Genomic DNA, 22648 nt, shown 5'->3' with positions numbered 1-22648 from the left:
TGGAGATGTACCTCAAAAAACTACATTTGCAAAAGTACTGAAAAACTCTAATTAATGCCTGCTGTCAGTGTAATCATAAGTACCTACAACAAACCGGACTGGTTGGAAAAAGTGCTCTGGGGGTTCCATTGCCAGACCTATAAGGATTTTGAGGTGGTCATTGCTGATGATGGGTCTACTGAAGAAACGAAAAACAGGATAGAGTCCTTAAGGAACGAATTAAGTTATCCTGTTAAGCATGTTTGGCAAGAGGATGATGGCTTTCAAAAATGCAGGATTTTGAACAAAGCCATTGTTGCCACAGAAACGGACTATATTATAATGACTGACGGGGATTGTATTCCCAGGGAGGATTTTGTACAGGTACACTACATCAATAAAGCACCCTCTACTTTTATTTCCGGGGGGTATTATATGTTGCCCATGAATATTTCCCTAGCCATTACCAAGGAAGATATTTTGCAGCAAAACTGCTTCAACATCAATTGGCTTAAGGAAAAAGGAATTCCAAAGACTTTTAAAAACAATAAGTTGACGGCCAATGGATTTGTTTCCAAGCTTTTAAATGCATTCACGCCTACGAACCCAAGTTGGAATGGGCACAACTCATCTGCTTGGAAACAGGATATTCTAAATGTCAATGGGTTTGACGAACGTATGCAATATGGTGGAGAAGACCGCGAAATGGGGGAGCGCATGGTTAATTTTGGAATAAAAACCAAGCAATTAAGGTATAGTGCGGTTTGTATTCATCTTGATCACGATAGAGGTTATGTAAATCCAGAAGCTTTGGCCAAGAACAAGGCCATTAGAAAAGAAGTGAAACAAGGTAAAAGTGTTTGGACACACTATGGCATCACCAAATAGTAGGTGAGCTGGTTTTTCTTTTCCAAGCGTTTCAATTCCCGATATCTTTCAAGAACACCGAGGGCATTCAGATAACTGATAGTGATTCCTTTTTTGCCGTCTAAAAAGCCTAATCTAATCACATAATGGTTGAAGAATTTCCAAAGGGGCCTAAAAACCAATGAAAAATAATTGAACTGCTTTTCCTTATAGAAAGCTTCCTTGGCCTTAAGCTGACCGTATCTGAGCATTTTACCCTTGTAATCTTCGTAATTTTTGTAGCAGTAATGGGTCAAACGTTCCTTTAGGATACAGGAATTACCGTCTACTTCCAAGGTTTCGTGCACCAACTTTCTATCAGTGAATTTGGCCTTACTTTTTCTAAAAAGTCGGTGATTTTTATCGGTTTGCCACCCACTGAAGTTCAGTCTAGTATCCTGAAACATAAAAATACGATAGAACCAATAGGCCTCACAGGCTTTTGGGTCATTTATCGTGGCAACTATTTCTTTCTGTAGCTTATGGCCCACAACTTCATCGGCATCCAAAAATAACACCCAATCGTTTGAAGCTTGCTTCAATGCATGGGATTTTTGGGCAGTAAAATTCTGGAAAGGGTGTTGAATTACTTTTACCTTAGGATGGTTGAGAAGATATTCATAAGTACCATCGGTGCTGTAAGAATCCACCACTAGAATCTCATCAGCGAAGGTAACTGACTCAATGCATCGCTCAATATATCCTATTTCATTGTAGGTAATGACAAGCGCGGATAGCTTTTGCTTTGGGGTGCTCAATCCAGCCATATTTATTGGTACACGGTTTGGTGATTACAAAACTATAACAAAATAATCAGGAGAAAATTGTTTTAAAGCGTAATTTTCTTACACCATTTCGAATTACGAAATCCTCCAATTACTCCATGAAATTTTAACAATGTAGGTGGTTTTGTAAGGAATAGATGTCAAAAATAAAATAGGTTGCTTGGTACGATGAAAAAATATCATCCGCCCTCAATTTATTGAGGTAATTAAGATTTTATTTGGCTTCAAAGCTTAAGAACTGAACAATCTTGCAGTACTTAAACGGCAACATCATGCTCTCTAAGCGCATTGTTCAGAGACGTCTTCTTGTCAGTACTTTCCTTTCTTTTTCCTATAATCAAGGCACAAGGGACTTGGTACTCACCAGCAGCAAATTTTTTGGTATAACTGCCTGGAATTACCACAGAACGTGCAGGAACCCTGCCCTTTAGTTCAATGGGTTCATCGCCGGTAACGTCGATTATTTTAGTGGAAGCGGTCAACACCACATTGGCGCCCAAAACGGCTTCTTTTTCAACCCGTACCCCTTCTACCACAATGCAACGGGAGCCGATAAAAGCATTGTCCTCAATGATTACTGGAGCGGCTTGCAAGGGCTCCAAAACACCGCCAATGCCAACACCTCCACTCAAATGGACATTTTTACCAATTTGTGCGCAGCTACCCACGGTTGCCCAGGTGTCTACCATGGTGCCTTCGTCTACATAAGCTCCAATATTCACATAGCTGGGCATTAAAATGGTACCTGAAGAAATGTAGGCGCCATGCCTGGCAACAGCGTGGGGTACCACCCTAACCCCTTTTTCCTGATAGCCTCTCTTCAACGGGATTTTATCATGATATTCAAATATACCGGCTTCCAGAACTTCCATCTTCTGGATAGGGAAATACAACACCACAGCTTTTTTGACCCATTCATTGATTTGCCAACCATCTTCAGTGGGTTCGGCGCATCGCAATTGCCCTAAATCAATCAGGTTGATTACTTCCCTAATCGCGTTTTGGGTTTCTTCTTCTTTTAACAGTTCCCTGCTCTCCCAAGCGTCTTCAATGCGAGCCCTAAGCTGTGTCATATTTTTTAAATTTTGACAAAGATAGTCGGCTCAAAAGAATATTCGACCTTATTTTAATGGCATAACATTTTTAGGGTTATTTTTGCCAAAAATTTAGACTTGGCAAGAATTTTAGCTTTGGATTTTGGGAAGGTGAGGACAGGCATTGCGGTGACGGACGAGCTTCAACTCATTGCATCAGGTCTTACGACGGTAGCAACCAAAGAATTGCTAAGTTTTATAGCGGATTACCTAAAAAAGGAAAAGGTAGAAAGGTTTGTGGTAGGGTTGCCCAAACAAATGGACAATACCCCATCGGAATCTGAAGCATTGATCCAACATTTTTTGAAAAAGTTGACAGCAACTTTTCCAGAAGTACCGGTAGAACGCCAAGATGAACGTTTCACCTCAAAAATGGCTGTTCAGTCCATGGTGCAAAGTGGAATGAAAAAGAAAAAACGTCAAGATAAAGCCCTGGTCGATGAGATAAGTGCAACCCTTATTTTGCAGGCCTACTTAAACAGATTTTAGTTTATGATTTTACCCATTGTAGCCTACGGCGACCCCGTTTTGCGCAAAGTAGCCAAGGAAATCACTGAGGCGTATCCCAAATTGCCGGAACTGATTGCCAATATGTGGGAGACCATGTATAACGCCCACGGTGTTGGACTGGCTGCCCCCCAAGTAGGCCTTCCTATCCGAATGTTTATGGTGGATACTACTCCTTTTGCGGATGATGAGGAACTGAGTCCAGAAGAACAGGAAGCGTTAAAAGGCTTCAAAAAAGTCTTTATCAATGCCACTATTGAAGAAGAGACAGGTGAGGAATGGGACTTTAATGAGGGCTGCCTCAGTATTCCCGATATTAGGGAGGACGTAAAACGTAAACCACAGCTTACCATTAGTTATGTGGATGAGAATTTCAAGGCGCACACCGAAACCTACGATGGACTTTTGGCCAGGGTAATTCAGCATGAGTACGACCACATACAAGGCGTGCTTTTCACGGATAAACTTTCTTCTTTAAAGAAAAGACTCCTAAAAAGTAGGCTGGACAAAATTTCCAAAGGAAAAATAAGTGTGGACTACAAAATGAGATTTCCGAATATCAAAAAAGGACGTTAAAAAAAATACTGTTAGCTATAAAAGCATAATTTTGCGCGCATAAAACCAAAATATGGCACTGGACAAAATTTTATCAATTGCAGGAAAACCTGGACTTTATAAACTATTAACCCAAACCCGTACCGGATTTGTTGGTGAATCCCTTTTAGATGGAAAACGAGTAACGGTGGGCATGCGCAATAACGTAAGTGTATTGTCCGAGATTGCCATTTACACCCTACAAGAAGAAGTGCCTTTAAGGGAAGTATTTTCCAAAATCAAGGAAAAGGAGAATGGTCAAAAAACAAGTGTGAGCCATAAAGCGGAGAAAATTGCCTTGGAGGAGTATTTCTTTGAAATATTGCCCAATTATGACGAGGATAGAGTGTATGCCAGCGATATTAAGAAAATAATCCAGTGGTACAACCTGCTTTTGGATAACAAAATCACAGACTTCACCGAAGCAAAGGAAGAAGAGGTTACGGCCTCATCATCCGAAGAAGAATAAACCTTATTCCGGCCAGTCAACCAGTTTGGTTGGGTAAAAATTCACCTCCATTCGAGATAAATAGGGTACCTGTTGGGCAAGCCTTAGTTTATATTCATCCCAATTTCTGTGCGCAGCAGGAGACCAACCCATTTCAGCAAAACCAATGGCTCTGGGGAAAGCCAAATACTCCAATTCGGTACTATTGCTAATAGTCTCTGACCACAGCGGCGCTTCAAGGCCTAAAATACTTTCTTGTGGCAGTTCCTCCAAAAAGGTGTTGGGATCCCAATTGTAGGCAACATCAACAGGAATCATACCAGCCCATGTTAATCCATATTTAGAAATGGAATCGTATTTCATATCCAGGTACATTTTCTCTGCCGAAGAAACAATGATTTTGGATCCATTCTTGGCAGCTTTGACCGCATTATGTGGTTCGTTCCATAGTTGCAGGACACTTGAGGAACTGATATCTGCCTGTGCAATTTCGTTCCAGCCCACGGGCGTCTTCCCATGCTTTAGCACAATTTTCTCAACGTTCTCCACAAAGTGGATATAATCCTTCTTTTTGGTCACATGACTTTCATCCCCACCAATATGAAAATAAGGCCCTGGGGTAATGGCAGCAATTTCTCGGATTACGTCATCCAAAAAAGCGTAGACAGTGTCTTTTCTTGTATGAAAGGAGCTATAACCCACCAACATATCGGTTCTGACCCTAGGCGTGTCTGCCTTACCTCCAGCATGTAGTATGGGATAACTTAGGGAAGCCGCATTGGTATGTCCCGGCATGTCTATTTCGGGGATGATGGTGATGTGTCTTTCCGCAGCGAAGGCCACAATATCCTTGTATTCCTCTTGGGTATAAAAACCTCCTTCGCCACCCCCAACTTCACTGGCACCACCCACTTCGGTAAGTTTGGGCCAGGATTTGATTTCAATGCGCCAGCCTTGGTCATCTGAAAGATGGAGGTGTAGCGCGTTGTATTTATAGTAAGCAAGAATATCCAGGTATTTTTTAACCTCGTCCACTGTGAAGAAGTGCCGAGCAACATCCAACATGGAAGCCCTATAAGCATATCTGGGTTCGTCCAGCACCTTTCCCGTTGGAATTAACCAAAGTGGATGATCCACTAAAGTATCGTTGGTCTGTTCTGGAATGAGTTGGCGCAGCGTCTGAATCCCTCGAAAAGCCCCAGCCGCAGTCTTGGCATTTAACAGAATGGAATCTTTTTTAATGTAGAGTTGGTATGATTCAGGACTTTTCAGGTCCTCGCTATCTGATTGGTTGATATATACCACCCGTTCCATGGGCTGTTCATCATTAGTGTGGTTTACGCCCAGATTTAACCCGGTTTTTAGTTTGATTTTTTGGGACAGAAACTTGCCTACTGCCTCAAAGTTGGAGTCCGTTTGGGTGGTGAAAATAACCGTTCCGGCATCAAGGGCAAATGCGCTATTGGTGGCAATGGTTTTAACCGGCTTTGGAATCAAGGCAACTTCTGCCAGGTCCGTTTTAGGAAAATTGATTTCCTTCTTTTTAGGTTGACAAGCCGCCAAACAAACAACGACTACAAAAATCCAAATCACTCTTAATTTCATGATTATAAAGTATGGTTTACGTAATTTTTAAGGACTTCGTGCCACAGGTCATAACCTTTGACATTCATATGCAGCCCATCTTCAATAAAAAGATCTCTCTTAAGCTTTCTTTTGTTCAGCATCACATTCCAAACATCCGCGAATCGGACCCCTGGGGTTTGTGCCGCAAGTTTTCGAAGTCTTTTGTTGAAGCGCATGTATTTCCGCTTCAAATGCCATCTGGAAATGCTGGGCTTGGCCGAAATCAATACAATATCCATCTCTGGACGTCTGGTTTGAAGGACCCCTAGGATATCTTCCATGGTTCCAATGATGGCCCTAGGGCTTTTTTTGGCACTGATATCATTGTCGCCCTCATAGATAAATACTTGCGAAGGATTGTAATCCAGAATCAGTTCGTCCAAAAAATGCTCCAAATCGGAGGATTGTGAACCCCCAAAGCCCGTGTTCAAAATATGCGTCTCCGGGAATCGTTCTTGTAGATCTCTCCACATCCGAATACTGGAACTGCCCGTAAAAACAATGGTGTTTTTGGAACTGTCCCAAACTTTCCGGGTATTTTCTTGCACCTCTTTGACCTCACCCGAAAAGGGCAAAGAATCTTGACCCATGGCATAATTAAGGGCTAACAAAAATAGGGCTGTGATAAAGAGTGACTTCATTCTAAACTTCATGACTGTGTAACTTGTTGATAAATAATTTCATGTTGTCCAAAATTAGCTAAAAACCAGTCTTCCTAAATGTATGGTCTTTGTACTTTTAGATAAAATTTTATAGATGAATGAAAGATCTGGGCAGCTAAAGGCCATTGACCGGCTGCTTACCATCATGGATGAATTAAGGGCTGGATGTCCCTGGGACAAAAAACAGACCATGCAGACCCTGAGGCATTTGACCATTGAGGAAACCTACGAATTGGGCGATGCCATTTTGGATAACGACTTGGAAGAGGTTAAAAAGGAGCTGGGCGACCTATTGCTTCATATCATATTCTATGCGAAAATTGGTTCGGAGACCCAGGACTTTGATATAGGCGATGTGGCAAATGGGATAGCTGAAAAGTTAATCAATAGGCATCCACATATCTATGGAGATGTAAAAGTGCAGGATGAGGAAGAGGTAAAACAAAATTGGGAAAACATCAAGTTGAAAGAAGGAAAGAAGAGTGTGCTTCAAGGTGTTCCCAACAGTTTACCGGCCTTGGTCAAGGCCAATAGAATACAGGAAAAGGTGGCAGGTGTAGGATTTGATTGGGAGCAACCCGAACAGGTTTTTGAAAAGGTACAGGAAGAATTATCAGAACTTCAAGAAGAATTGAAACAAGGCAATGCCGATCGCCTGGAAATGGAATTTGGGGATGTCCTTTTTTCCATGGTCAATTATGCGCGATTTTTGGACATCAATCCTGAAAATGCCTTGGAAAGAACCAATAAAAAGTTCATCAAGCGATTCCAATATTTGGAACAAAAAGCAAAGGAGTCCGGTAAAACGCTCAAGGAAATGACCTTGGATGAAATGAATGTTTTTTGGGAAGAGGCCAAAAAAGTCTAACAAATCTCATCGGGAATAGTCGACAATTTTCAATAGTTTTATGCCTCTTCAAAATAAAACCTTGAAAATGACATTCATAGCCAAAACCAAAATTCTCCCATTCATTTTTGGGTTAGCAGTTCTTGTATCCTGCAAATCAAAAGTAGAGCCAGAGGAACCATCCCAACCCAATATTTTGTTCATTTTATCTGATGATCACACCTCACAGACGTGGGGACTTTATGGTGGAATTCTCCAAGATTATGTGCAAAATGAAAATCTGGAACGATTGGCCAGGGAGGGGGCGGTCTTAAACAATGCTTTTTGTACCAATTCCATTTGTACACCAAGTAGGGGAGCCATATTAACTGGCCAATACAGTCATGTAAATCAAGTATATACCCTTAGCGAGCCTTTGCCAAAAGGGCACCCTAATATTGCCAAGACCCTATCGGCAAATGGCTATCAAACCGCTATAATAGGAAAATGGCATTTGGTAGGGAAACCTGAAGGGTTTGATTATTTCAATGTGTTGCCCGGGCAAGGATTGTATTGGAACCCCATTATGAAAACTGATGAGGATTGGGTAGATGGATATGACAGTACAAAAGGCACCGTGCACGAAGGTTTTTCAACGGATGTGATCACAGATTTGACCATTTCGCACTTGGAACAACGAGATACGGAAAAGCCATTTTTGATGTTCTGTAATTTTAAGGCCACCCACGAACCTTTTGAATACCCCAAACGATTTGCGCATCTGTATGAAAACGAAGAGATTCCAGAGCCCGAATCTTTGCTTGACTTTGGAAAGGAGACCACTGGAAGAACCTTTGAAGGGCAGATTTTGGAACGTTTGGCGGACAGATGGGAAGGAGCCACCAAGAACCCTGACCTATTCTGGACGCAATATCCTGGATTGCCCTACCCGTTGGATGGACTTGATAGTATTCAAAAAAGAAAAAAGATCTATCAAAAATTGGTAAAGGATTTTATGCGCTGTGGAGCGGCAATTGACGATAACATCGGCAAACTATTGGACTGGTTGGAAGAGGAAGGAATTGCGGACAATACCATAGTGGTGTATACAGCAGATCAGGGCTACTTTTTAGGGGAACATGGCTTTTTTGACAAGCGTCTCATTTATGAAGAATCCCTACGGATGCCTTTCGTAATTCGATATCCAAAGAAAATAAAGGGAGGACAACGCATAGACGACATTATTCTTAATATTGATTTTGCTCCATTGCTAGCGGATTACGCGGGAATTGAAAAACCTGCTTACATGCAGGGGGAGAGTTTTCGCCCCATCTTGGAAGGCCAGCCCCAGGAAGATTGGAGAAAGCAAATGTACTATCGTTATTGGTTGCACAATCCGGTAAGACCTGCCCATTTTGGAATAAGAAATGATCGATACAAATTGGCGCTTTTCTATGGCCAAGACCTGGGAAAAAAAGGAACTACACCTGAAAGTACAGAGCCGCAGTGGGAATTCTACGATTTGCAGGAGGATCCCACGGAAATCAGAAATGCGATTGCTGATGAAAAGTATGCGGCCATTATTTCCGAGATGAAGGACGAACTGCTAAGGGAGCGCGCAAAATACGGGGATTTGGATGAAGACTATCCGGTAATGCAGGAAATTCTGACCACGGCCTTTGAATAATTTTTATCCGTAAAATGGTTCGGTTAGGGTTTGGGGAAGCAGTATATTTGGCTGCCTAAACCCATTCAATTGCTCTCTAACTATACCAAAGAGTTTGCGTACAATCTCAGATTGGCCTATCCCGTTATTTTGGGGATGTTGGGCCATACTTTCGTTGCCTTTGCCGATAACATAATGGTGGGGCAACTGGGTACAGCAGAGCTAGCCGCTGTTTCCCTGGGCAATAGTTTTGTGTTTATAGCCATGTCTTTAGGCATTGGTTTTTCCACGGCCATAACCCCTTTAGTGGCGGAAGCAGATGGAGCAGGGGACAAGGCCGCAGGGAAAAGCGCTCTAAAACATGGATTGGTATTGTGTACCCTGCTCGGAATTTCCCTCTTTGGAATTATCCTGCTATGCAAACCCTTTTTGCACTATATGAAGCAACCAGCCGAAGTGGTGGAACTGGCCATCCCTTATTTGGAATTGGTAGCTTTTTCCCTGGTACCCTTGATCATGTTTCAGGCGTTCAAGCAGTTTTCAGAAGGGCTTTCCCAGACCAAATACCCGATGTATGCCACGGTCTTGGCCAACGTCATCAATATTGTGATCAACTACCTGTTGATATTTGGCTCTTTCGGCTTTCCCAAACTGGGAATAGTCGGGGCGGCAATTGGAACTTTGGCATCCCGATTTATCATGGTGGGCTATATCTGGTTTCTGTTGAAGCGAAAGGAAAAATTCCAGTTCTACGTAACAGGATTCAATTTTAAGAACATTGAAAAAAGAATCATCGACAAAATCATAAGCTTAGGTTTTCCATCGGCGCTACAGATGTTTTTTGAAGTTGCCATTTTTACCGCAGCCATTTGGTTGAGCGGGGTCTTGGGCAAAAATGCGCAAGCTGCCAACCAAATTGCGTTAAACTTGAGTAGTATGACGTTTATGGTGGGAATGGGGCTCAGTGTTGCGGCCATGGTCCGAGTAGGTAATCAAAAGGGGCTTCAGAGGTTTGGTGAATTACGGCGGATTGCCCAATCCATTTTCTTTCTCACCTTGTTGTTGGAAGTTGTTTTTGCCGCCCTCTTCTTGATAGGTAGGCATTGGTTGCCCACCATTTATTTGGACGTGGATGATATGGTCAATCAAATGGATAATACCGAAGTGATAATCATCGCGGCCAAATTATTGTTGGTAGCGGCATTTTTTCAAATTTCGGATGGAATTCAGGTAGTTGTTCTTGGGGCGCTTCGGGGCTTGCAGGATGTTAAGATACCAACCTTTATAACCTTTGTGGCTTATTGGTTGATAGGATTTCCTGTTTCGTATTACTTCGGGTTGTATTCGGAATTAAAAAGTACGGGCATTTGGTTGGGACTTTTGTTGGGGCTGACGGCATCAGCTGTAATGTTGTATATTCGATTTAACTATCTGACCAAAAAGTTGATAAGAACCAATTGAGACTTTAATACCTAGCATTCAAAACAAACGCATGGAATTACCTAAATTTTTGTTGGGAGATAATACAGATCATCCTGATTCCATTTTTATCGTTCATACAGAGTATCCAAGATTCATAATCAATCTTGAAAATGATGAAGTGGAGTGGTTGGAGGAATTTTCCAAAGAGGATGAGGCAGAATTGGCTGCTGAAGCAGAAAATTTGATTGAAGCAGCAACAGCTTTTTATGATCGGGAAGTTTCCAGATACAACGATTTATAGATGCTTGAACAACTCCTACAGCTGGACCAAGAACTTTTTTTGTATCTCAACGGACTTGGAACCGAGACTTGGGACGGGTTTTGGATGTTCATGACCAGAACCAGAAATTCCGCTCCACTCTATGCTCTCTTGTTGTATTTGGTATTTAAAAATTTTGGGACCAAAAGGACTTTGGTGGTTCTGGTTGCCATAGCCTTATTGATCACCTGCACTGACCAACTTTCCAATTTCTTTAAGTATGGTATTGGTAGGTTGAGGCCTTGTCATGATCCGGAAATCAGTGACATAATGCGCTTGGTAAAAAGTTACTGTGGAGGTAAATTTGGTTATTTCTCCGCCCATGCGGCCAACTCCTTTGCTCCCGCCACTTTTTTTGCGTTGTTGTTCAAGGGCAAGGTTAAGTTTATTGGTTGGATAATGATCCTATGGGCAATAATTGTGGCCTACAGTAGAATATACATTGGTGTCCATTTTCCTTTGGACGTACTTACGGGTGCAGCCATTGGGGCTTTCTTTGGTTGGGTATTTTACAAGTTGTCTATATTTGCCTTCCAAAAAATGGGTACATGATATCTTCCGTAAGGTATTGGTTTTTAATAGCATTGATTCTGGTGGTGTACATTGCCGGTCTCTTTGTAACCCTTTTTGAAAACGATTCCGCCCAATTTGCAGTAATGGCCATGCGAATGGTGCAGGAAAATGACTTTTTCACGCTGATTAAGGGCACTGAGGAATATCTGGACAAACCCCATATGCATTATTGGCTAGCTGCCTTTTCCTATAAGCTATTCGGCATTCATGATTGGGCGTATAGAATCCCAGGTGTCCTGGCCATCTTTTTGGGAGCCTATAGTTGTTTTGGACTCGGGAAATTGCTCTATAATAAGGATGTTGGCAGGCTTTCAGCCCTAATATTTTTGACGGCACAGACCATTGTTCTTTCTGGAATTGATGTCCGTACGGATGCCGTATTGACCGGTTTTTCCATTTTTGCGATATGGCAATTGGCCTTGTTTGTTGAGAAGAATACATTGACCCATGTATTGTTGGGAGCGTTTGGAGCTGGATTGGCCTTTTCCACCAAAGGGCAGATTGCGTTGGTTGTAATTGGTATGGTACTACTTTGCCATTTGGCCTATTCCAGAAAATGGAACCGATTATTGAATTGGAAGATTTTCTTGGCCCTGTTGGTTTTTGCAATTACCATTGCTCCCATGCTGTATGCGTACTACCTGCAGTTCGATTTACATCCGGAAAAAGTGATTCGCGGCAGGGACCATAGAAGCGGCATATTTTTTATTCTTTGGGAGCAGAGCTTTGAACGCATGAGTGGTCAAGGAGTTGGGAAAAACAGCAGCGATTTCTTTTTCTTTTTCCATACATTTCTGTGGGTCTTCTTGCCTTGGACCGTTTTGGCTTTAATGGCCTATTGGAGTAGGGTCAAGTTTTTTATAAAAATGCGATTCAAGTACCATCGTCAGTTTGAATTCCTGACCTTGGGTGGGATTACCATCTTGTTTTTCCTGATAAGTTTGGCTCAATTTAAGCTACCGCATTACATCAATATTTTGATTCCTCTGTATGCCATTTTATCTGCTTCTTATTTATACAAGCTATATAAATTCCAGAAACGTAAAGTGATTAAAATCATACTGGGGATTCAGTATTTTATTTTGAGTTTGGTTTTTATAACCACGGTACTCATCTGCTTTTATGCGTTTCGATTTGAAAAAACCTACTGCTATTTCCTATTGATTGCCCTTTTGGGAATTATTACCTATTTCTGTTTAAAGCGCGAAGTTTATTATCTGAGAATTATCACCATTTCCGTTTGCAGTTCCATGTTACTAAATGCAGTGTTGAACATGCATTTTTATCCCAACTTGTTGACTTATCAGGCTGGCTCTACCATGGCGTGGATTGTGGAAAAGGAACAGATACCGGTTGATGAAATTTATAAGATTTCCGAAAGGCATACCTGGGCTTTGGATTTCTATAACCAGCATCCTGTAAAAAACATTCCAATTGCGGATTTGGAAAACAGGAAAGGAATCTGGATTTATGCAACAGACGGTGACCTGGAGCAGATGGTCAATTCAGGGTATCATTGGCACGAGCAAATTACGGTTGACCAATTCCGAATTACGCGTCTACAACTGAAATTTCTAAATCCCAACACCCGGGTAAAGAAACTGAACAAAATGCACTTGGTTCAGCTGGATTAAGAAACCGTTTCCAGTTGAGGTTTCTTAAAGTGGTAGAGAATCCCGAAAAAGGAAATCAGGGCAGTAACCAAGAAAAACACAAAACTAATACCTATGGATGTATTGGCATCCAATTCCAGCCACTTTGCGCCATAAAGAAAAGTGACTTCCCGACTTCCAATACCTCCTATGGTCAATGGAATCACCGAAACTATGGATGAGACCAGAAAAACAAAGAGGTATTCCACAACATCCCAGCTAATGGACAAGGATTTTAGAATACAAAGAATGCAAATCAACTGGGTGCCTTGTACCAAGGAGGAATATCCCAGGGATTTCCAAAATACGGGCATGCTATAACTGAAAAACTTTTTGTTGAGCAACCAAAATGTGAACAGGGACAGCGGGATACAGAAGGTAACCAACCATTTGATATCTTGAAATATAGGTTGCTGAAGCAACATCGCCAATAGGCAGATATAGATAAAAATAAGGAGCATTCCACTTAAACGATCCAACAGCAATACACCCACTACTTTTTTGGTGCCGGATTGGTATTTCTTTTGGATCACATAGCCCTTGTAAGCATCACCTCCAATACCTCCAGGAAGGAAAAGATTATAGAACATGCCCAGCAAGTACAATTTTAGGTTGCTAAGCTGGGTAATCCGAACATCTATTTGATGAAAATAAAGATTCAGTCTAAAGGCCGCCAAAACCTTGGACAGTATAAATAGTATAATGCCAAGAAAAAGATATGTTGGCTTGCTATCCTTTAAGGTGCTTACAACATCCTTCAGGTTTATTTTGGTGAAAATAAAATAGATCAGGGCAGCACTGACAACTATTTTCAGTACGGTGATGAGTCTTTTACGCAGCTTTTCCGTCACCTATGCTTATTTTTTTGATCCGGTACGGTCTTTTTTGTTGGGACTCATAATAGGTGCGGATCAACAGCTCCATCACAATACCGATGGTAAACAATTGAATGCCCCCAAGAATGAACATCATCCCGAAAATTAAAAGAGGCCTGGTGCCAATGTCCTCACCAAATCCAAGTTTTACGATCAAGAGGTAGATGTTGATGAAGATTCCCAAGATGATGAGCAATACCCCAAAAATTCCAAAAAGGTGGATGGGCCGTTGGAAGTACTTTCGTATAAAGAGCAGCAACATCATATCTGCCACTACTTTGAAAACGCGTTCAAGACCATATTTGGAAACCCCAGCATGCCGCGCATGATGCTTTACGGGAACCTGTTTGATCTGTCCACCTTCCAAATGCGCCAACAGTGTAATAAAACGATGCATCTCACCATAAAGATTCAATCCTTTGGCAATGTCCTTGGTAAAGACTTTTAAGGCGCAGCCGTTGTCCTTAATGTCCAGTTTTGTAACCCTTCGCACCAAGAAATTGGCAATTTTGGAAGGGATTTTTTTGACCAAGGAATCCTTTCGTTTTTGTCTGATTCCGGTAATCACATCATAATCGCCCGAAATGGCTTCCTCCAACATTTTAGGGATGTCCGATGGGTCGTTCTGAAGGTCGCCATCCATGGTAATGATATACTCCCCTTCAGCATAGTCAATTCCTGCTGCCAAGGCCAAGCTTTGACCGTAATTCTTTTTGAGTTCAATGAGGTGCACCTTGGAATCATCCATTCCTTTGACCACTTTACGGGTCTTGTCCTTGGAAAAATCGTCCACATAAATGATTTGATAGTGGTACCCCTCAAGGCTTTCGTGGATTTTCTCCGTCAAAAGAACCACATTGTCTTCTTCATTGTACAAGGGAACCACAATGGACAGAAAGGAATCGGTAACAGTGCTCATGAATTGGCTTATAGACGGAGCAAATTTACTTCTTTTATTTAAGTTCTTGGGTCAGGCTTGCCAACAAGGTTTTTGCCGCGTAAAAGGGTGAGATTTTGTTGGATTCGATATCCTTGAGCAAGCTATCCCTTTGGGATTTAAATGATTTTTTCTGATGAAAAAACTGTTTCAATTCCTCATCAACGGTTTGTAGGAACCAATTTTTGTTTTGGGTCTTTCTGTTTTTGTCAAAATGCCCATTTTTGATGGATTGGTCGGCAAATTCCTGAATCATGTCCCAAATTTCCAGAATTCCAGTGTTTTCCATAGCAGAGCAACGCAGCACTTTGGGAGTCCAGCCATTCTCCTTTGGAGGATACAAATGTAGGGCTCTGGTAAATTCGGTCTCGGCCAATTTGGCCTTCTGAAGGTTATGTCCATCCGCCTTATTGATGGCAATCGCATCCGCCATTTCCATAATCCCCCGTTTTATGCCCTGAAGTTCATCCCCGGCACCGGATAGTTTCAATAATAAAAAGAAATCCACCATGCTGTGCACTACCGTCTCACTTTGACCCACACCTACAGTCTCCACAAGAATCACATCAAATCCAGCAGCCTCACAAAGAATAATGCTTTCCCTGGTTTTTCGTGCCACCCCACCCAAGGATTCGCCTGATGGTGAAGGTCGGATAAAGGCATCGGTATCCTTGGAAAGTGATTGCATGCGGGTCTTATCCCCAAGAATACTTCCCTTGCTCAAGGAGCTTGTGGGATCCACAGCCAAAACAGCTACCTTTTTTCCGAGACCGGTTAGCGTTTTGCCCAGGACTTCAATAAACGAACTTTTACCAACGCCCGGGACACCTGTGATACCAATTCGAATGCTTTGGTTTGGTTTGGCAAGGCATTTTTCCACTACAGCGTTGGCCTTTGCAAAATGATCTGGATTGGAACTTTCCAGTAGGGTAATGGCCTTGGAAAGCATGGTTTTATTGCCTTCCAAAATCCCATCAGTCAATTTTTCTAATGGGATTTCCTGCCTACGGAGTTGTTTTATTTTGGAAGCAGTATTTTCAGGTATGCTTTTTTCGCTGGCCAAGGGCAGAATGCTTAGGTTTTGTACGAAGGTATAAAGTTTTCTCATGGCAACCGAATCGGAGGATTTTCCATTTTTTGTTAAAAAAGCTGTAAAACGACACTATTTTGCAACGGGCCCAAATTTGTATCGTCCTTAATGCAAACAACTAAAACACCAAACCTTTAACTCTCCATGTTTCAAATTGAACTGGTAGAACAATGTAAGGCAAACGACCATAAGGCGCAGATGCAATTGTACAAGCAATATTGCGAGGGTATGTATGCGGTAGCCGTACGATTTGTCAAAGATGCAGATGATGCAGAAGACATGGTACAGGAAGCCTTCATTAAGGCGTTTCAACGCATTCACCAGTTTAGGGGCGAGGTCACTTTTGGGGCGTGGTTGAAACGGATTGTGGTAAATCGGTGCATCGACTTTTTAAAGTCGAAACACCAGCAAAAGGTGGAGCTTAACGAGGGGCATTTGCATGTGACTGATGATGAGGATTGGAGTGTGGATGATGGTGTGACCTTGGAAAAGGTCAAAAAAGCGATGGATGGCTTGCCCGAAAAATATAGGTACGTGGTACAACTGTTTTTGATAGAGGGTTACGACCACAGTGAAATAGCGGAGATTTTAGGAATTTCCGATACTGCGTCCCGCACCCGATTACTGAGGGGGAAAGCACAGTTAAAAGAAAAACTTAAAGATGTAGCTTATGGCACAGGATCTTAGAAAAATGTTCGAAAAGGAAAGGGACCAGAAGACCTATTCCATGAAGAAAGGACATGAAGAGCGGTTTTTGTCCAAATTGGAGCAGGAAATCCCAGAAGTGGCAGTTGCTAAAAAGTCCAAGGGAATGTTCTGGCTAAAAATAGCCGCCTCCATTGTGGTGATGTTTGCCCTTGGAGCTTACTTTTTACAGAGCAATGGTTCAGTTGACCCTGATCCCAATGGACAAGTGGTGGGAACCGATTCTGATGAAACAGAAATCCAGACCATATCCTTGGGAGACCTTTCCCCGGACTTACAGAAAATAGAAAGTTATTACTTGACCAACATTAACCTAGAGCTGTCTGAATTGGAGTTTTCCGAAGAAAACAAAGTGATCATTCACAGTTTTATGGACCAGTTGGTCCAATTGGACGAAGAATACAAGGCATTAAATAAAGAGTTGAATAGTGTTGGGCCCAATGATCAAACCATCAATGCCTTGATCAAAAACCTGCAAATACGTTTGCAGTTGTTACAGAAGTTAAAATCAAAGTTAAATCAATTAAAATCATCAAAAAATGAACAGAAACAATCCAATATTATTTAGTGTTTTCCTCCTGTTTCTGGCCAGCTTTATAGGCCAGGCACAGGAAAAAACCAAAACCTACAAGGAGACTTTCAATGTGGGCGATGAAACGGTGTTGAACATTGACACCAAACATGCCGACATTGAGTTTGAAACTTGGGACAAGCCGGCGGTTGAAATTACAGCGGTAGTGGAGCTGGATGGCGCTTCGGATGAAGAAGCTGAAAACTACTTTAAAAAGGATGCTGTAAAAATTATGGGCAACAGCAAGGAGATCCAGGTTAAAACCAGCGGGAGTGATTATAGCATAGTTACCTCAGGAAATATGAATTTAGGAGATTTTGACATTGTGATTCCGGATGCCCCTATGGTGGAGCCCTTTTTTGAACAGCTTGAAATTCCTGAATTGCCAGAGGTATTCGTGTTGCCAGAATTACCGCCATTACCCCCTGTGCCATTTACAAATTTCGATTATGATGCCTATAAAAAAGATGGAGATAAATATTTGAAGGAATGGAAAAAATCGTTCGACAAGAGTTTTAACAAAGACTACCAAAAGAAATTGGAGGAATGGAGCGAGAGGATAAAGGAAATGTCCGAGGAGCGGGAGCAAGAGCGGGAGGCCCTAATGGAGCAGCGTGAAGCCCTTATGGAGCAACGTAAAGTCCTGCGGGAAGAAGCTAGAGCGGTACGCGATGAGGCACGGGCAGTCCGCGAAGAAGCTAGGGCAAAACAAAGGGAGCATCGGCATAAGCAAAGGGAACAGATTATAGAGAGTAGAACCTTTACCATTCGAGGAGACGATGATTCCAACATCTTTTACTTTTCTTCGGATGATGGGGAGCATAGAGAGTACAAGGTGAAAAAACGAATCAAGATTAAAATGCCAAAGTCGGTGAAATTAAAAATGAACGTTAGGCATGGGGAGGTAAAGCTTTCCGCCAATACCAAAAACATTAAAGCAAGCTTGTCCCATGCAAGCTTGCTTGCTTCCACCATTGATGGCGATCGAACGGATATTAGGGCATCCTATACGCCTGTTGTGGTTCAAAAATGGAATTATGGTCAGTTAAAGACGGATTTTTCGGAAAAAGTGGATCTTAAGGAAGTGAAGGAACTGAGATTGAATGCGGTTTCCTCCAGAGTTTCCATTGATAAATTAGTGAACAAGATCTTTGTTACCAATAATTTGGGTTCGGTGCATATTGAGTCTGTGGCGGATTCCTTCTCCAATATTGATATCACTGTGGAGAACGGAGAAGTGGATTTCGGATTGCCCAATGTACCTTTTGCTATCTATGTGAACGAGACTTTGTCCGACTTTGAGTTTCCTGAAAGTTTACAAATGGACAGTTCCAAGAATTACAATACCGTAGTGCACAAAGGCTACCACATCAACAATAAAGGTGATAAAACCATCAACATTAATTCCAAGTATAGCGAAGTAGTGCTAGATCAATAGACGAATGTGACAAGCACAGTCAAAAGTCAAAAAGTTCAAATCCCAAATCCCAAATTCCAAAATCAGGCATCAATTCCTAAGAGGCAGGTAACCAAGTGGTTTCAATTTTCCCTTTTTAACTTTCCATTTTCAATTCTCCATTCTTTAAAAACAGTACTGGTTTAGTAAAGCAATAGGTTAGTGGCTTTCTTCCTTTAAGTACGATTTGAAATTCTCTTTGAACCTATTCAATCTGGGGATGGACACATTCCTAATATAGGAATTGTTCGGATTCCTCTTCTCATAATCCTGGTGATAATCCTCAGCTTTGTAGAACTTGTTGAATTTCACCACCTGGGTTACAATGGGTCTCCCATATACCTCGGAAGCTTCCAAGGTTTCTATATATTTCTTAATGATGTTTTTCTGCTCCTTGTCTTTATAAAATGCAATGGAACGGTATTGGGCACCCCTGTCTGGCCCTTGCCTATTTAGTGAAGTTGGATCATGTGAGCCAAAAAACACCTGGACCAATTCGGTAAAACTGATTACTTCAGGATCATAGTATACTTCAACCGCCTCTGCATGATGGGTTCTGCCGTAGGCCACTTCCTCATAGGTTGGGTTCTTTTCAAAACCTCCTGAATACCCTGAATGCACCTCTGCAACTCCCTTGACACTTTCAAAAATGGCCTCAACACACCAAAAACAACCACTTGCAAAATATGCTGTTTCATAATTTTGAAGGTCCTTCTGCACCGCCGCAGGCTTTTTTTCAACTTTTTCTTGCTTCACCGCAACGGACTTATCCTGTTGTATAGTTTTGGGTTTACAACCCGTGGATGCGATGAAAAGCATCGCAAAGAGAATTACTTTCATTATTGTAAACTTAAATTTTCTTGTTGGTCGGGCAGAAGGTGTGCGCATTACTGTAGTTCAAGGTTAATTAAAAACTAAATCTCAATGCTTTCCCCAATTTCTGGAAGCAACAATTCCTTGCCTTGGGCCTTAAAATAAGATTTGGCAGCTTGTTTATCCAATACAATGGGTGGGAAAGTATCATAATGGCAGCCCAACACTGTATTACATTCCACAAAATCACAAGCCATTGCAGCATCTTCATATCCCATGGTAAAATTGTCGCCAATAGGCATAATGCATAAATCTATGGGAGGTGAGGTGAGGGGAATCAATTTCATATCCATGGTAAGGGCCGTATCCCCTGCAACATAAATGGTTTTGGAAGCAGCGTTGATAACAAACCCTCCAGGGTTACCTCCGTAAGTGCCATCAGGTAGTACACTGGAATGAATGGCGTTCACATATTTGATGGTTCCAAATTCCAAACTGTGTTTACCTCCATGGTTCATGGGATGACCTTGGATTCCTTTTTCGGCAAACCACTGTACAATCTCAAAATTGGAAATGAGAAGGGCGTCTGGATTGTTCTTTGCAATAGCCTCCACATCCAGCACATGGTCCTGATGGCCATGGGTCAATAATATGTAATCTACCTCAATGGAATTCACATCGATGTGGGAGGCAAGTTCATTTCCACTGATAAACGGATCAATAATGATTTTGGAGTCGCCAATCTCAAGATGGATGGTTGCATGGCCGAGAAAAGTAATTTTCATAATGGAAGATTCAAAAAATCGGGATTAAGGTTCGCGAATTGCTCCTGAAATTATGAAATAAACGGTATTGACCCAAAACTTTCATCCGATGATTTCACCAAAAAACCAGATGAAGTGCGCGGTCTGTACCATTGGCTATTACTGGGAATATCGATGAAATGCACAAGCTATCGGCAGCCTGTTTTTTTGCTTGAAATCTTTCATCGAGGATAAAATGCACTTCAGCCGAAAAAAGTTCCCACACCGAAAAAAAAGGAGGGTTAAGCGATGAAAATCTGAGCCGGATAGACCCCAAGGTAACTTTACCATGTAAAAATAACCCAAGTCATGAAAGCAATTTTAACCATCATCGCAATCGTCTTTTTCGGAACTGTAGCTATGGCGCAAAACGTTTCCAAAGAGGTAAAAGTAGAAACTACTACTGTAGGTGTTGAATTGATTGTTGAGATTCAGGAAGAGACTAAAAAGAATAGCGAAGTAGCTAGACTATATATGTTCAAGAACTCCAGAATCAAGAAAGCTCTTTCTTTCAGAACTAAAAGAAACAAGTCTAAATTGGCTTAATCATGATATTGGAAATCGCAATACCATTTGCTTTATTTCTTAGCACCGCCTTTGTGGTGGCATCCATTTTGTTCTCCTTGCGCAAAAGAAGGCCAGAATCCAATACCGATACGCTTAATCGGATTAAATCGCAGGAGAGCGATTTTTAAGCCATTACACCTGCATATTCACCTATTTTAGAAATATCTAATCAACACACCCCCATTATGGACATCATTCTAATCCCGGTTGCTTTATTTTGTAGTTTAGTTTTTGTTTCTGCTGCTGTACTATTGTCTTTACGTCTTGCAAAAGCCCCTTCGCATCGTAAATAATGCCATCTTTGATGGTATAAGTAACCCCGCCCACACGAACAACCTTGTTATCTTCCGTGAGTTTCACAGCTCCTGTGCCGTAAAGAACTTTCAGGTTTTTTAGTGGATTTTCGTCAACAACCACAAAATCTGCCAATTTTCCCACCTCCACAGTACCTATTTGGTCTGACATGCCCAATGCTTCTGCCCCGTTTAAGGTGGCGGAGCGAATAATTTCCAACGGATGGAACCCAGCTTCCCGTAACAATTCCATTTCCCGAACATATGCAAAACCATAAAGCTGGAAGATAAATCCAGAATCGGAACCTGTGGTTACCCTACCGCCTCTATTCTTGTATTCATTGACGAAAGTCATCCATAGTTTGTAATTGTTTCTCCAGGCCACTTCCTGTTCTGTACCCCAATCGTGCCAGTAAGAGCCATGGGATATTTTACTGGGTTGGTAGAAGGTCCAAAGGGTTGGCAGGGTATAATCCTCATGCCATTCCGCCCTTCGCGCCCTATGTAGATCTCTACTGGCTTCATAGATGTTGAAAGTGGGGTCTAGTGTAAAGTCCAGTGCGATTAACTCGTCCATTACCTTGTTCCAATGTTCTGAATAGGGTTTGGCCGCTTGTTCCCACAGTTTTCCTGCTTCCTCAAACCGATGCTGTTCGTTTTGATAATTGTAGTCCAAGGGATAATCTTGTACAGTCCTGTCTTCAAACAAGGCCTCGGGAAGCCCATACCAGTGTTCCATACTGGTAAGTCCAGCCCTAGCAGAATGCAGCACATTCCATCGTGCTACGTCCATTTGGGCATGGTGGCAAGCCGAACGTAACCCCAATTTCTTGTTTTCGTCCAAGGCTGCGGCCATGATTTCAGGAGCTGCCCCAAAAAACTTGATGCCATCCGCACCTTGCTTTGCATTGGATCTTACCCATGCTCTTGCCTGCTCTGGCGTACTAATGGGACCATTATCCAGAGGGTTGAAATCTTTAGTGGTTTGTCCAAATGCGGTATAGGCCCGGATTCTGGGAGCAATGATTTCATTTTTTTCGCTCTTTCTCTTAAGATCCAAAGTCCAAGCAATCCCTCTTCCAGCGGGTTCCCTAACTGTTGTAATGCCATGGGCCATCCAAAGTTTAAATACATAGTCGGAATCTGCACCTTGGGCCACACCGCCAATATGGCCGTGCATGTCCACAAACCCAGGTAAAAGGTACATGCCTTCGCAGTCCAGCTCCTTACCGCCTGGCTTAAGTTGGGGTCTTTTGCTTTCATCAATCTTGACCCCCGGATAACCCACAACCTGGATATCCACAATTTTGTTGTTTTCAACCACAATATCGATGGGCCCGCGTGGTGGTGCTCCGTTACCGTTGATTAAGGTGACTCCCCGTATTATAAGTTGCGGAAAGGGGCCTTCGCTGAGATGGTCTTGCCCTAAAACAAGGTAACCGTTGCAAAGAAGCAAAAGGATAAGAAGCTTTTTCATGA

General features: G+C 42.1%; 25 protein-coding genes. 15 read left to right on the top strand and 10 right to left on the bottom strand.

The window, feature by feature from the left end; genetic code table 11:
- Nucleotides 1-54: 54 nt before the first annotated feature.
- A complete protein-coding gene (locus ACRHOZ_RS03550) occupies nucleotides 55-867 on the top strand; it encodes a glycosyltransferase family 2 protein (protein ID WP_431122446.1) in 813 nt (270 codons plus the stop codon).
- Here the strand turns inward: ACRHOZ_RS03550 and ACRHOZ_RS03545 are convergent.
- Entirely contained in the window at nucleotides 849-1652 is an 804-nt protein-coding gene (locus ACRHOZ_RS03545) for a glycosyltransferase family 2 protein (RefSeq protein ID WP_431122444.1), read from the bottom strand. The two genes, ACRHOZ_RS03550 and ACRHOZ_RS03545, sit on opposite strands and share 19 nt — an antisense overlap.
- 275 nt (nucleotides 1653-1927) lie before the next feature.
- A complete protein-coding gene (locus ACRHOZ_RS03540; RefSeq protein WP_431122441.1) occupies nucleotides 1928-2743 on the bottom strand; it encodes a 2,3,4,5-tetrahydropyridine-2,6-dicarboxylate N-succinyltransferase in 816 nt (271 codons plus the stop codon).
- A 99-nt stretch (nucleotides 2744-2842) separates the two neighbouring features.
- On the opposite strand from ACRHOZ_RS03540, the gene ruvX reads away from it, so the two are divergent.
- From ruvX to ACRHOZ_RS03525, 3 genes are read left to right on the top strand one after another with little or no spacing between them, the layout of a single operon-like run.
- Nucleotides 2843-3253 carry a Holliday junction resolvase RuvX gene (gene ruvX / locus ACRHOZ_RS03535; protein ID WP_431122439.1) on the top strand — a complete coding sequence of 137 codons (411 nt, stop codon included), beginning with the start codon at nucleotides 2843-2845 and terminating at the stop codon, nucleotides 3251-3253.
- Nucleotides 3254-3256: 3 nt separating this feature from the next.
- A complete protein-coding gene (def, locus tag ACRHOZ_RS03530) occupies nucleotides 3257-3847 on the top strand; it encodes a peptide deformylase (protein ID WP_431122436.1) in 591 nt (196 codons plus the stop codon).
- A gap of 52 nt (nucleotides 3848-3899) precedes the next feature.
- Entirely contained in the window at nucleotides 3900-4334 is a 435-nt protein-coding gene (locus tag ACRHOZ_RS03525; protein ID WP_420400347.1) for a DUF5606 family protein, read from the top strand.
- Nucleotides 4335-4337: 3 nt separating this feature from the next.
- On the opposite strand, the gene ACRHOZ_RS03520 is transcribed toward ACRHOZ_RS03525, so the two are convergent.
- Nucleotides 4338-5918: a family 20 glycosylhydrolase gene (locus ACRHOZ_RS03520; RefSeq protein WP_431122433.1), complete on the bottom strand. Its 1581-nt coding sequence runs from the start codon at nucleotides 5916-5918 to the stop codon at nucleotides 4338-4340.
- Nucleotides 5919-5920: 2 nt separating this feature from the next.
- Nucleotides 5921-6592, bottom strand: coding sequence for a GDSL-type esterase/lipase family protein (locus ACRHOZ_RS03515; RefSeq protein WP_431122431.1), 672 nt, complete (start codon nucleotides 6590-6592; stop codon nucleotides 5921-5923).
- Between the two features lie 103 nt (nucleotides 6593-6695).
- Between ACRHOZ_RS03515 and mazG the strand changes: the two genes are divergently transcribed.
- From mazG to ACRHOZ_RS03485, 6 genes are all read left to right on the top strand, one after another.
- On the top strand, nucleotides 6696-7469 hold the full coding sequence (gene mazG, locus ACRHOZ_RS03510) for a nucleoside triphosphate pyrophosphohydrolase (RefSeq protein ID WP_431122428.1): 774 nt from the start codon (nucleotides 6696-6698) through the stop codon (nucleotides 7467-7469).
- A gap of 67 nt (nucleotides 7470-7536) precedes the next feature.
- Entirely contained in the window at nucleotides 7537-9114 is a 1578-nt protein-coding gene (locus ACRHOZ_RS03505) for a sulfatase family protein (protein ID WP_431122425.1), read from the top strand.
- A gap of 69 nt (nucleotides 9115-9183) precedes the next feature.
- On the top strand, nucleotides 9184-10554 hold the full coding sequence (locus tag ACRHOZ_RS03500) for an MATE family efflux transporter (RefSeq protein WP_431122422.1): 1371 nt from the start codon (nucleotides 9184-9186) through the stop codon (nucleotides 10552-10554).
- 31 nt (nucleotides 10555-10585) lie between these two features.
- Nucleotides 10586-10816: a hypothetical protein gene (locus ACRHOZ_RS03495; RefSeq protein ID WP_431122419.1), complete on the top strand. Its 231-nt coding sequence runs from the start codon at nucleotides 10586-10588 to the stop codon at nucleotides 10814-10816.
- Nucleotides 10817-11386: a phosphatase PAP2 family protein gene (locus tag ACRHOZ_RS03490; RefSeq protein WP_431122417.1), complete on the top strand. Its 570-nt coding sequence runs from the start codon at nucleotides 10817-10819 to the stop codon at nucleotides 11384-11386.
- Complete coding sequence (locus tag ACRHOZ_RS03485; RefSeq protein WP_431122414.1) at nucleotides 11383-13041, top strand: ArnT family glycosyltransferase; 1659 nt, start codon at nucleotides 11383-11385, stop codon at nucleotides 13039-13041. The genes ACRHOZ_RS03490 and ACRHOZ_RS03485 overlap by 4 nt, the downstream gene beginning before the upstream one ends.
- Here the strand turns inward: ACRHOZ_RS03485 and ACRHOZ_RS03480 are convergent.
- From ACRHOZ_RS03480 to meaB, 3 genes are read right to left on the bottom strand one after another with little or no spacing between them, the layout of a single operon-like run.
- Entirely contained in the window at nucleotides 13038-13910 is an 873-nt protein-coding gene (locus ACRHOZ_RS03480) for a lysylphosphatidylglycerol synthase transmembrane domain-containing protein (RefSeq protein WP_431122412.1), read from the bottom strand. The genes ACRHOZ_RS03485 and ACRHOZ_RS03480 overlap by 4 nt on opposite strands.
- Complete coding sequence (locus ACRHOZ_RS03475) at nucleotides 13891-14853, bottom strand: glycosyltransferase family 2 protein (RefSeq protein WP_431122410.1); 963 nt, start codon at nucleotides 14851-14853, stop codon at nucleotides 13891-13893. The genes ACRHOZ_RS03480 and ACRHOZ_RS03475 overlap by 20 nt, the downstream gene beginning before the upstream one ends.
- A gap of 34 nt (nucleotides 14854-14887) precedes the next feature.
- Nucleotides 14888-15979: a methylmalonyl Co-A mutase-associated GTPase MeaB gene (gene meaB, locus ACRHOZ_RS03470; RefSeq protein WP_431122408.1), complete on the bottom strand. Its 1092-nt coding sequence runs from the start codon at nucleotides 15977-15979 to the stop codon at nucleotides 14888-14890.
- A 126-nt stretch (nucleotides 15980-16105) separates the two neighbouring features.
- Here meaB and ACRHOZ_RS03465 point away from each other — a divergent pair, with 126 nt between their 5' ends.
- From ACRHOZ_RS03465 to ACRHOZ_RS03455, 3 genes are read left to right on the top strand one after another with little or no spacing between them, the layout of a single operon-like run.
- Nucleotides 16106-16648, top strand: a complete 543-nt coding sequence (locus ACRHOZ_RS03465) for an RNA polymerase sigma factor (RefSeq protein WP_431122406.1) — start codon at nucleotides 16106-16108, stop codon at nucleotides 16646-16648.
- A complete protein-coding gene (locus ACRHOZ_RS03460; RefSeq protein WP_431122403.1) occupies nucleotides 16632-17234 on the top strand; it encodes a hypothetical protein in 603 nt (200 codons plus the stop codon). The genes ACRHOZ_RS03465 and ACRHOZ_RS03460 overlap by 17 nt, the downstream gene beginning before the upstream one ends.
- On the top strand, nucleotides 17206-18675 hold the full coding sequence (locus ACRHOZ_RS03455) for a hypothetical protein (RefSeq protein WP_431122400.1): 1470 nt from the start codon (nucleotides 17206-17208) through the stop codon (nucleotides 18673-18675). The genes ACRHOZ_RS03460 and ACRHOZ_RS03455 overlap by 29 nt, the downstream gene beginning before the upstream one ends.
- Before the next feature lie 177 nt (nucleotides 18676-18852).
- Here ACRHOZ_RS03455 and msrA read toward each other — a convergent pair whose 3' ends face one another.
- Nucleotides 18853-19533 carry a peptide-methionine (S)-S-oxide reductase MsrA gene (msrA, locus tag ACRHOZ_RS03450; protein WP_431122397.1) on the bottom strand — a complete coding sequence of 227 codons (681 nt, stop codon included), beginning with the start codon at nucleotides 19531-19533 and terminating at the stop codon, nucleotides 18853-18855.
- Nucleotides 19534-19607: 74 nt separating this feature from the next.
- Nucleotides 19608-20291 (bottom strand): metal-dependent hydrolase, encoded by a 684-nt coding sequence (locus ACRHOZ_RS03445; protein WP_431122395.1) that lies wholly within the window; start codon nucleotides 20289-20291, stop codon nucleotides 19608-19610.
- A gap of 327 nt (nucleotides 20292-20618) precedes the next feature.
- Here ACRHOZ_RS03445 and ACRHOZ_RS03440 point away from each other — a divergent pair, with 327 nt between their 5' ends.
- Entirely contained in the window at nucleotides 20619-20855 is a 237-nt protein-coding gene (locus tag ACRHOZ_RS03440) for a hypothetical protein (RefSeq protein WP_431122392.1), read from the top strand.
- A 2-nt stretch (nucleotides 20856-20857) separates the two neighbouring features.
- The gene (locus ACRHOZ_RS03435; protein ID WP_420400329.1) at nucleotides 20858-21004 is read left to right on the top strand and encodes a hypothetical protein; all 147 of its coding nucleotides are present in this window, start codon (nucleotides 20858-20860) and stop codon (nucleotides 21002-21004) included.
- Nucleotides 21005-21068: 64 nt separating this feature from the next.
- Here the strand turns inward: ACRHOZ_RS03435 and ACRHOZ_RS03430 are convergent, their stop codons facing one another.
- Nucleotides 21069-22646: an amidohydrolase family protein gene (locus tag ACRHOZ_RS03430; RefSeq protein WP_431122390.1), complete on the bottom strand. Its 1578-nt coding sequence runs from the start codon at nucleotides 22644-22646 to the stop codon at nucleotides 21069-21071.
- Nucleotides 22647-22648: the final 2 nt, after the last annotated feature.

The sequence above is a fragment of the Flagellimonas flava genome, from assembly GCF_050617915.1.
Lineage (GTDB): Bacteria > Bacteroidota > Bacteroidia > Flavobacteriales > Flavobacteriaceae > Flagellimonas > Flagellimonas flava_A.
The sequence above is the reverse complement of the archived record's forward strand: the minus strand, read 5'-3'. Positions and strand labels throughout refer to the sequence as shown.

Excerpts from the sequence above, each read along its gene's own strand:
- ACRHOZ_RS03495 (WP_431122419.1), top strand. The coding sequence starts at position 10,586 with ATGGAATTACCTAAATTTTTGTTGGGAGATAATACAGATCATCCTGAT.
- ACRHOZ_RS03485 (WP_431122414.1), top strand. The coding sequence starts at position 11,383 with ATGATATCTTCCGTAAGGTATTGGTTTTTAATAGCATTGATTCTGGTG.
- ACRHOZ_RS03465 (WP_431122406.1), top strand. The coding sequence starts at position 16,106 with ATGTTTCAAATTGAACTGGTAGAACAATGTAAGGCAAACGACCATAAG.
- ACRHOZ_RS03520 (WP_431122433.1), bottom strand. The coding sequence starts at position 5,918 with ATGAAATTAAGAGTGATTTGGATTTTTGTAGTCGTTGTTTGTTTGGCG.
- ACRHOZ_RS03505 (WP_431122425.1), top strand. The coding sequence starts at position 7,537 with ATGACATTCATAGCCAAAACCAAAATTCTCCCATTCATTTTTGGGTTA.
- def (WP_431122436.1), top strand. The coding sequence starts at position 3,257 with ATGATTTTACCCATTGTAGCCTACGGCGACCCCGTTTTGCGCAAAGTA.
- mazG (WP_431122428.1), top strand. The coding sequence starts at position 6,696 with ATGAATGAAAGATCTGGGCAGCTAAAGGCCATTGACCGGCTGCTTACC.
- ACRHOZ_RS03490 (WP_431122417.1), top strand. The coding sequence starts at position 10,817 with ATGCTTGAACAACTCCTACAGCTGGACCAAGAACTTTTTTTGTATCTC.
- meaB (WP_431122408.1), bottom strand. The coding sequence starts at position 15,979 with ATGAGAAAACTTTATACCTTCGTACAAAACCTAAGCATTCTGCCCTTG.
- msrA (WP_431122397.1), bottom strand. The coding sequence starts at position 19,533 with ATGAAAGTAATTCTCTTTGCGATGCTTTTCATCGCATCCACGGGTTGT.
- ACRHOZ_RS03540 (WP_431122441.1), bottom strand. The coding sequence starts at position 2,743 with ATGACACAGCTTAGGGCTCGCATTGAAGACGCTTGGGAGAGCAGGGAA.
- ACRHOZ_RS03460 (WP_431122403.1), top strand. The coding sequence starts at position 16,632 with ATGGCACAGGATCTTAGAAAAATGTTCGAAAAGGAAAGGGACCAGAAG.
- ACRHOZ_RS03550 (WP_431122446.1), top strand. The coding sequence starts at position 55 with ATGCCTGCTGTCAGTGTAATCATAAGTACCTACAACAAACCGGACTGG.
- ACRHOZ_RS03525 (WP_420400347.1), top strand. The coding sequence starts at position 3,900 with ATGGCACTGGACAAAATTTTATCAATTGCAGGAAAACCTGGACTTTAT.
- ACRHOZ_RS03440 (WP_431122392.1), top strand. The coding sequence starts at position 20,619 with ATGAAAGCAATTTTAACCATCATCGCAATCGTCTTTTTCGGAACTGTA.
- ACRHOZ_RS03430 (WP_431122390.1), bottom strand. The coding sequence starts at position 22,646 with ATGAAAAAGCTTCTTATCCTTTTGCTTCTTTGCAACGGTTACCTTGTT.
- ACRHOZ_RS03475 (WP_431122410.1), bottom strand. The coding sequence starts at position 14,853 with ATGAGCACTGTTACCGATTCCTTTCTGTCCATTGTGGTTCCCTTGTAC.
- ACRHOZ_RS03435 (WP_420400329.1), top strand. The coding sequence starts at position 20,858 with ATGATATTGGAAATCGCAATACCATTTGCTTTATTTCTTAGCACCGCC.
- ACRHOZ_RS03545 (WP_431122444.1), bottom strand. The coding sequence starts at position 1,652 with ATGGCTGGATTGAGCACCCCAAAGCAAAAGCTATCCGCGCTTGTCATT.
- ACRHOZ_RS03515 (WP_431122431.1), bottom strand. The coding sequence starts at position 6,592 with ATGAAGTTTAGAATGAAGTCACTCTTTATCACAGCCCTATTTTTGTTA.
- ACRHOZ_RS03445 (WP_431122395.1), bottom strand. The coding sequence starts at position 20,291 with ATGAAAATTACTTTTCTCGGCCATGCAACCATCCATCTTGAGATTGGC.
- ACRHOZ_RS03455 (WP_431122400.1), top strand. The coding sequence starts at position 17,206 with ATGAACAGAAACAATCCAATATTATTTAGTGTTTTCCTCCTGTTTCTG.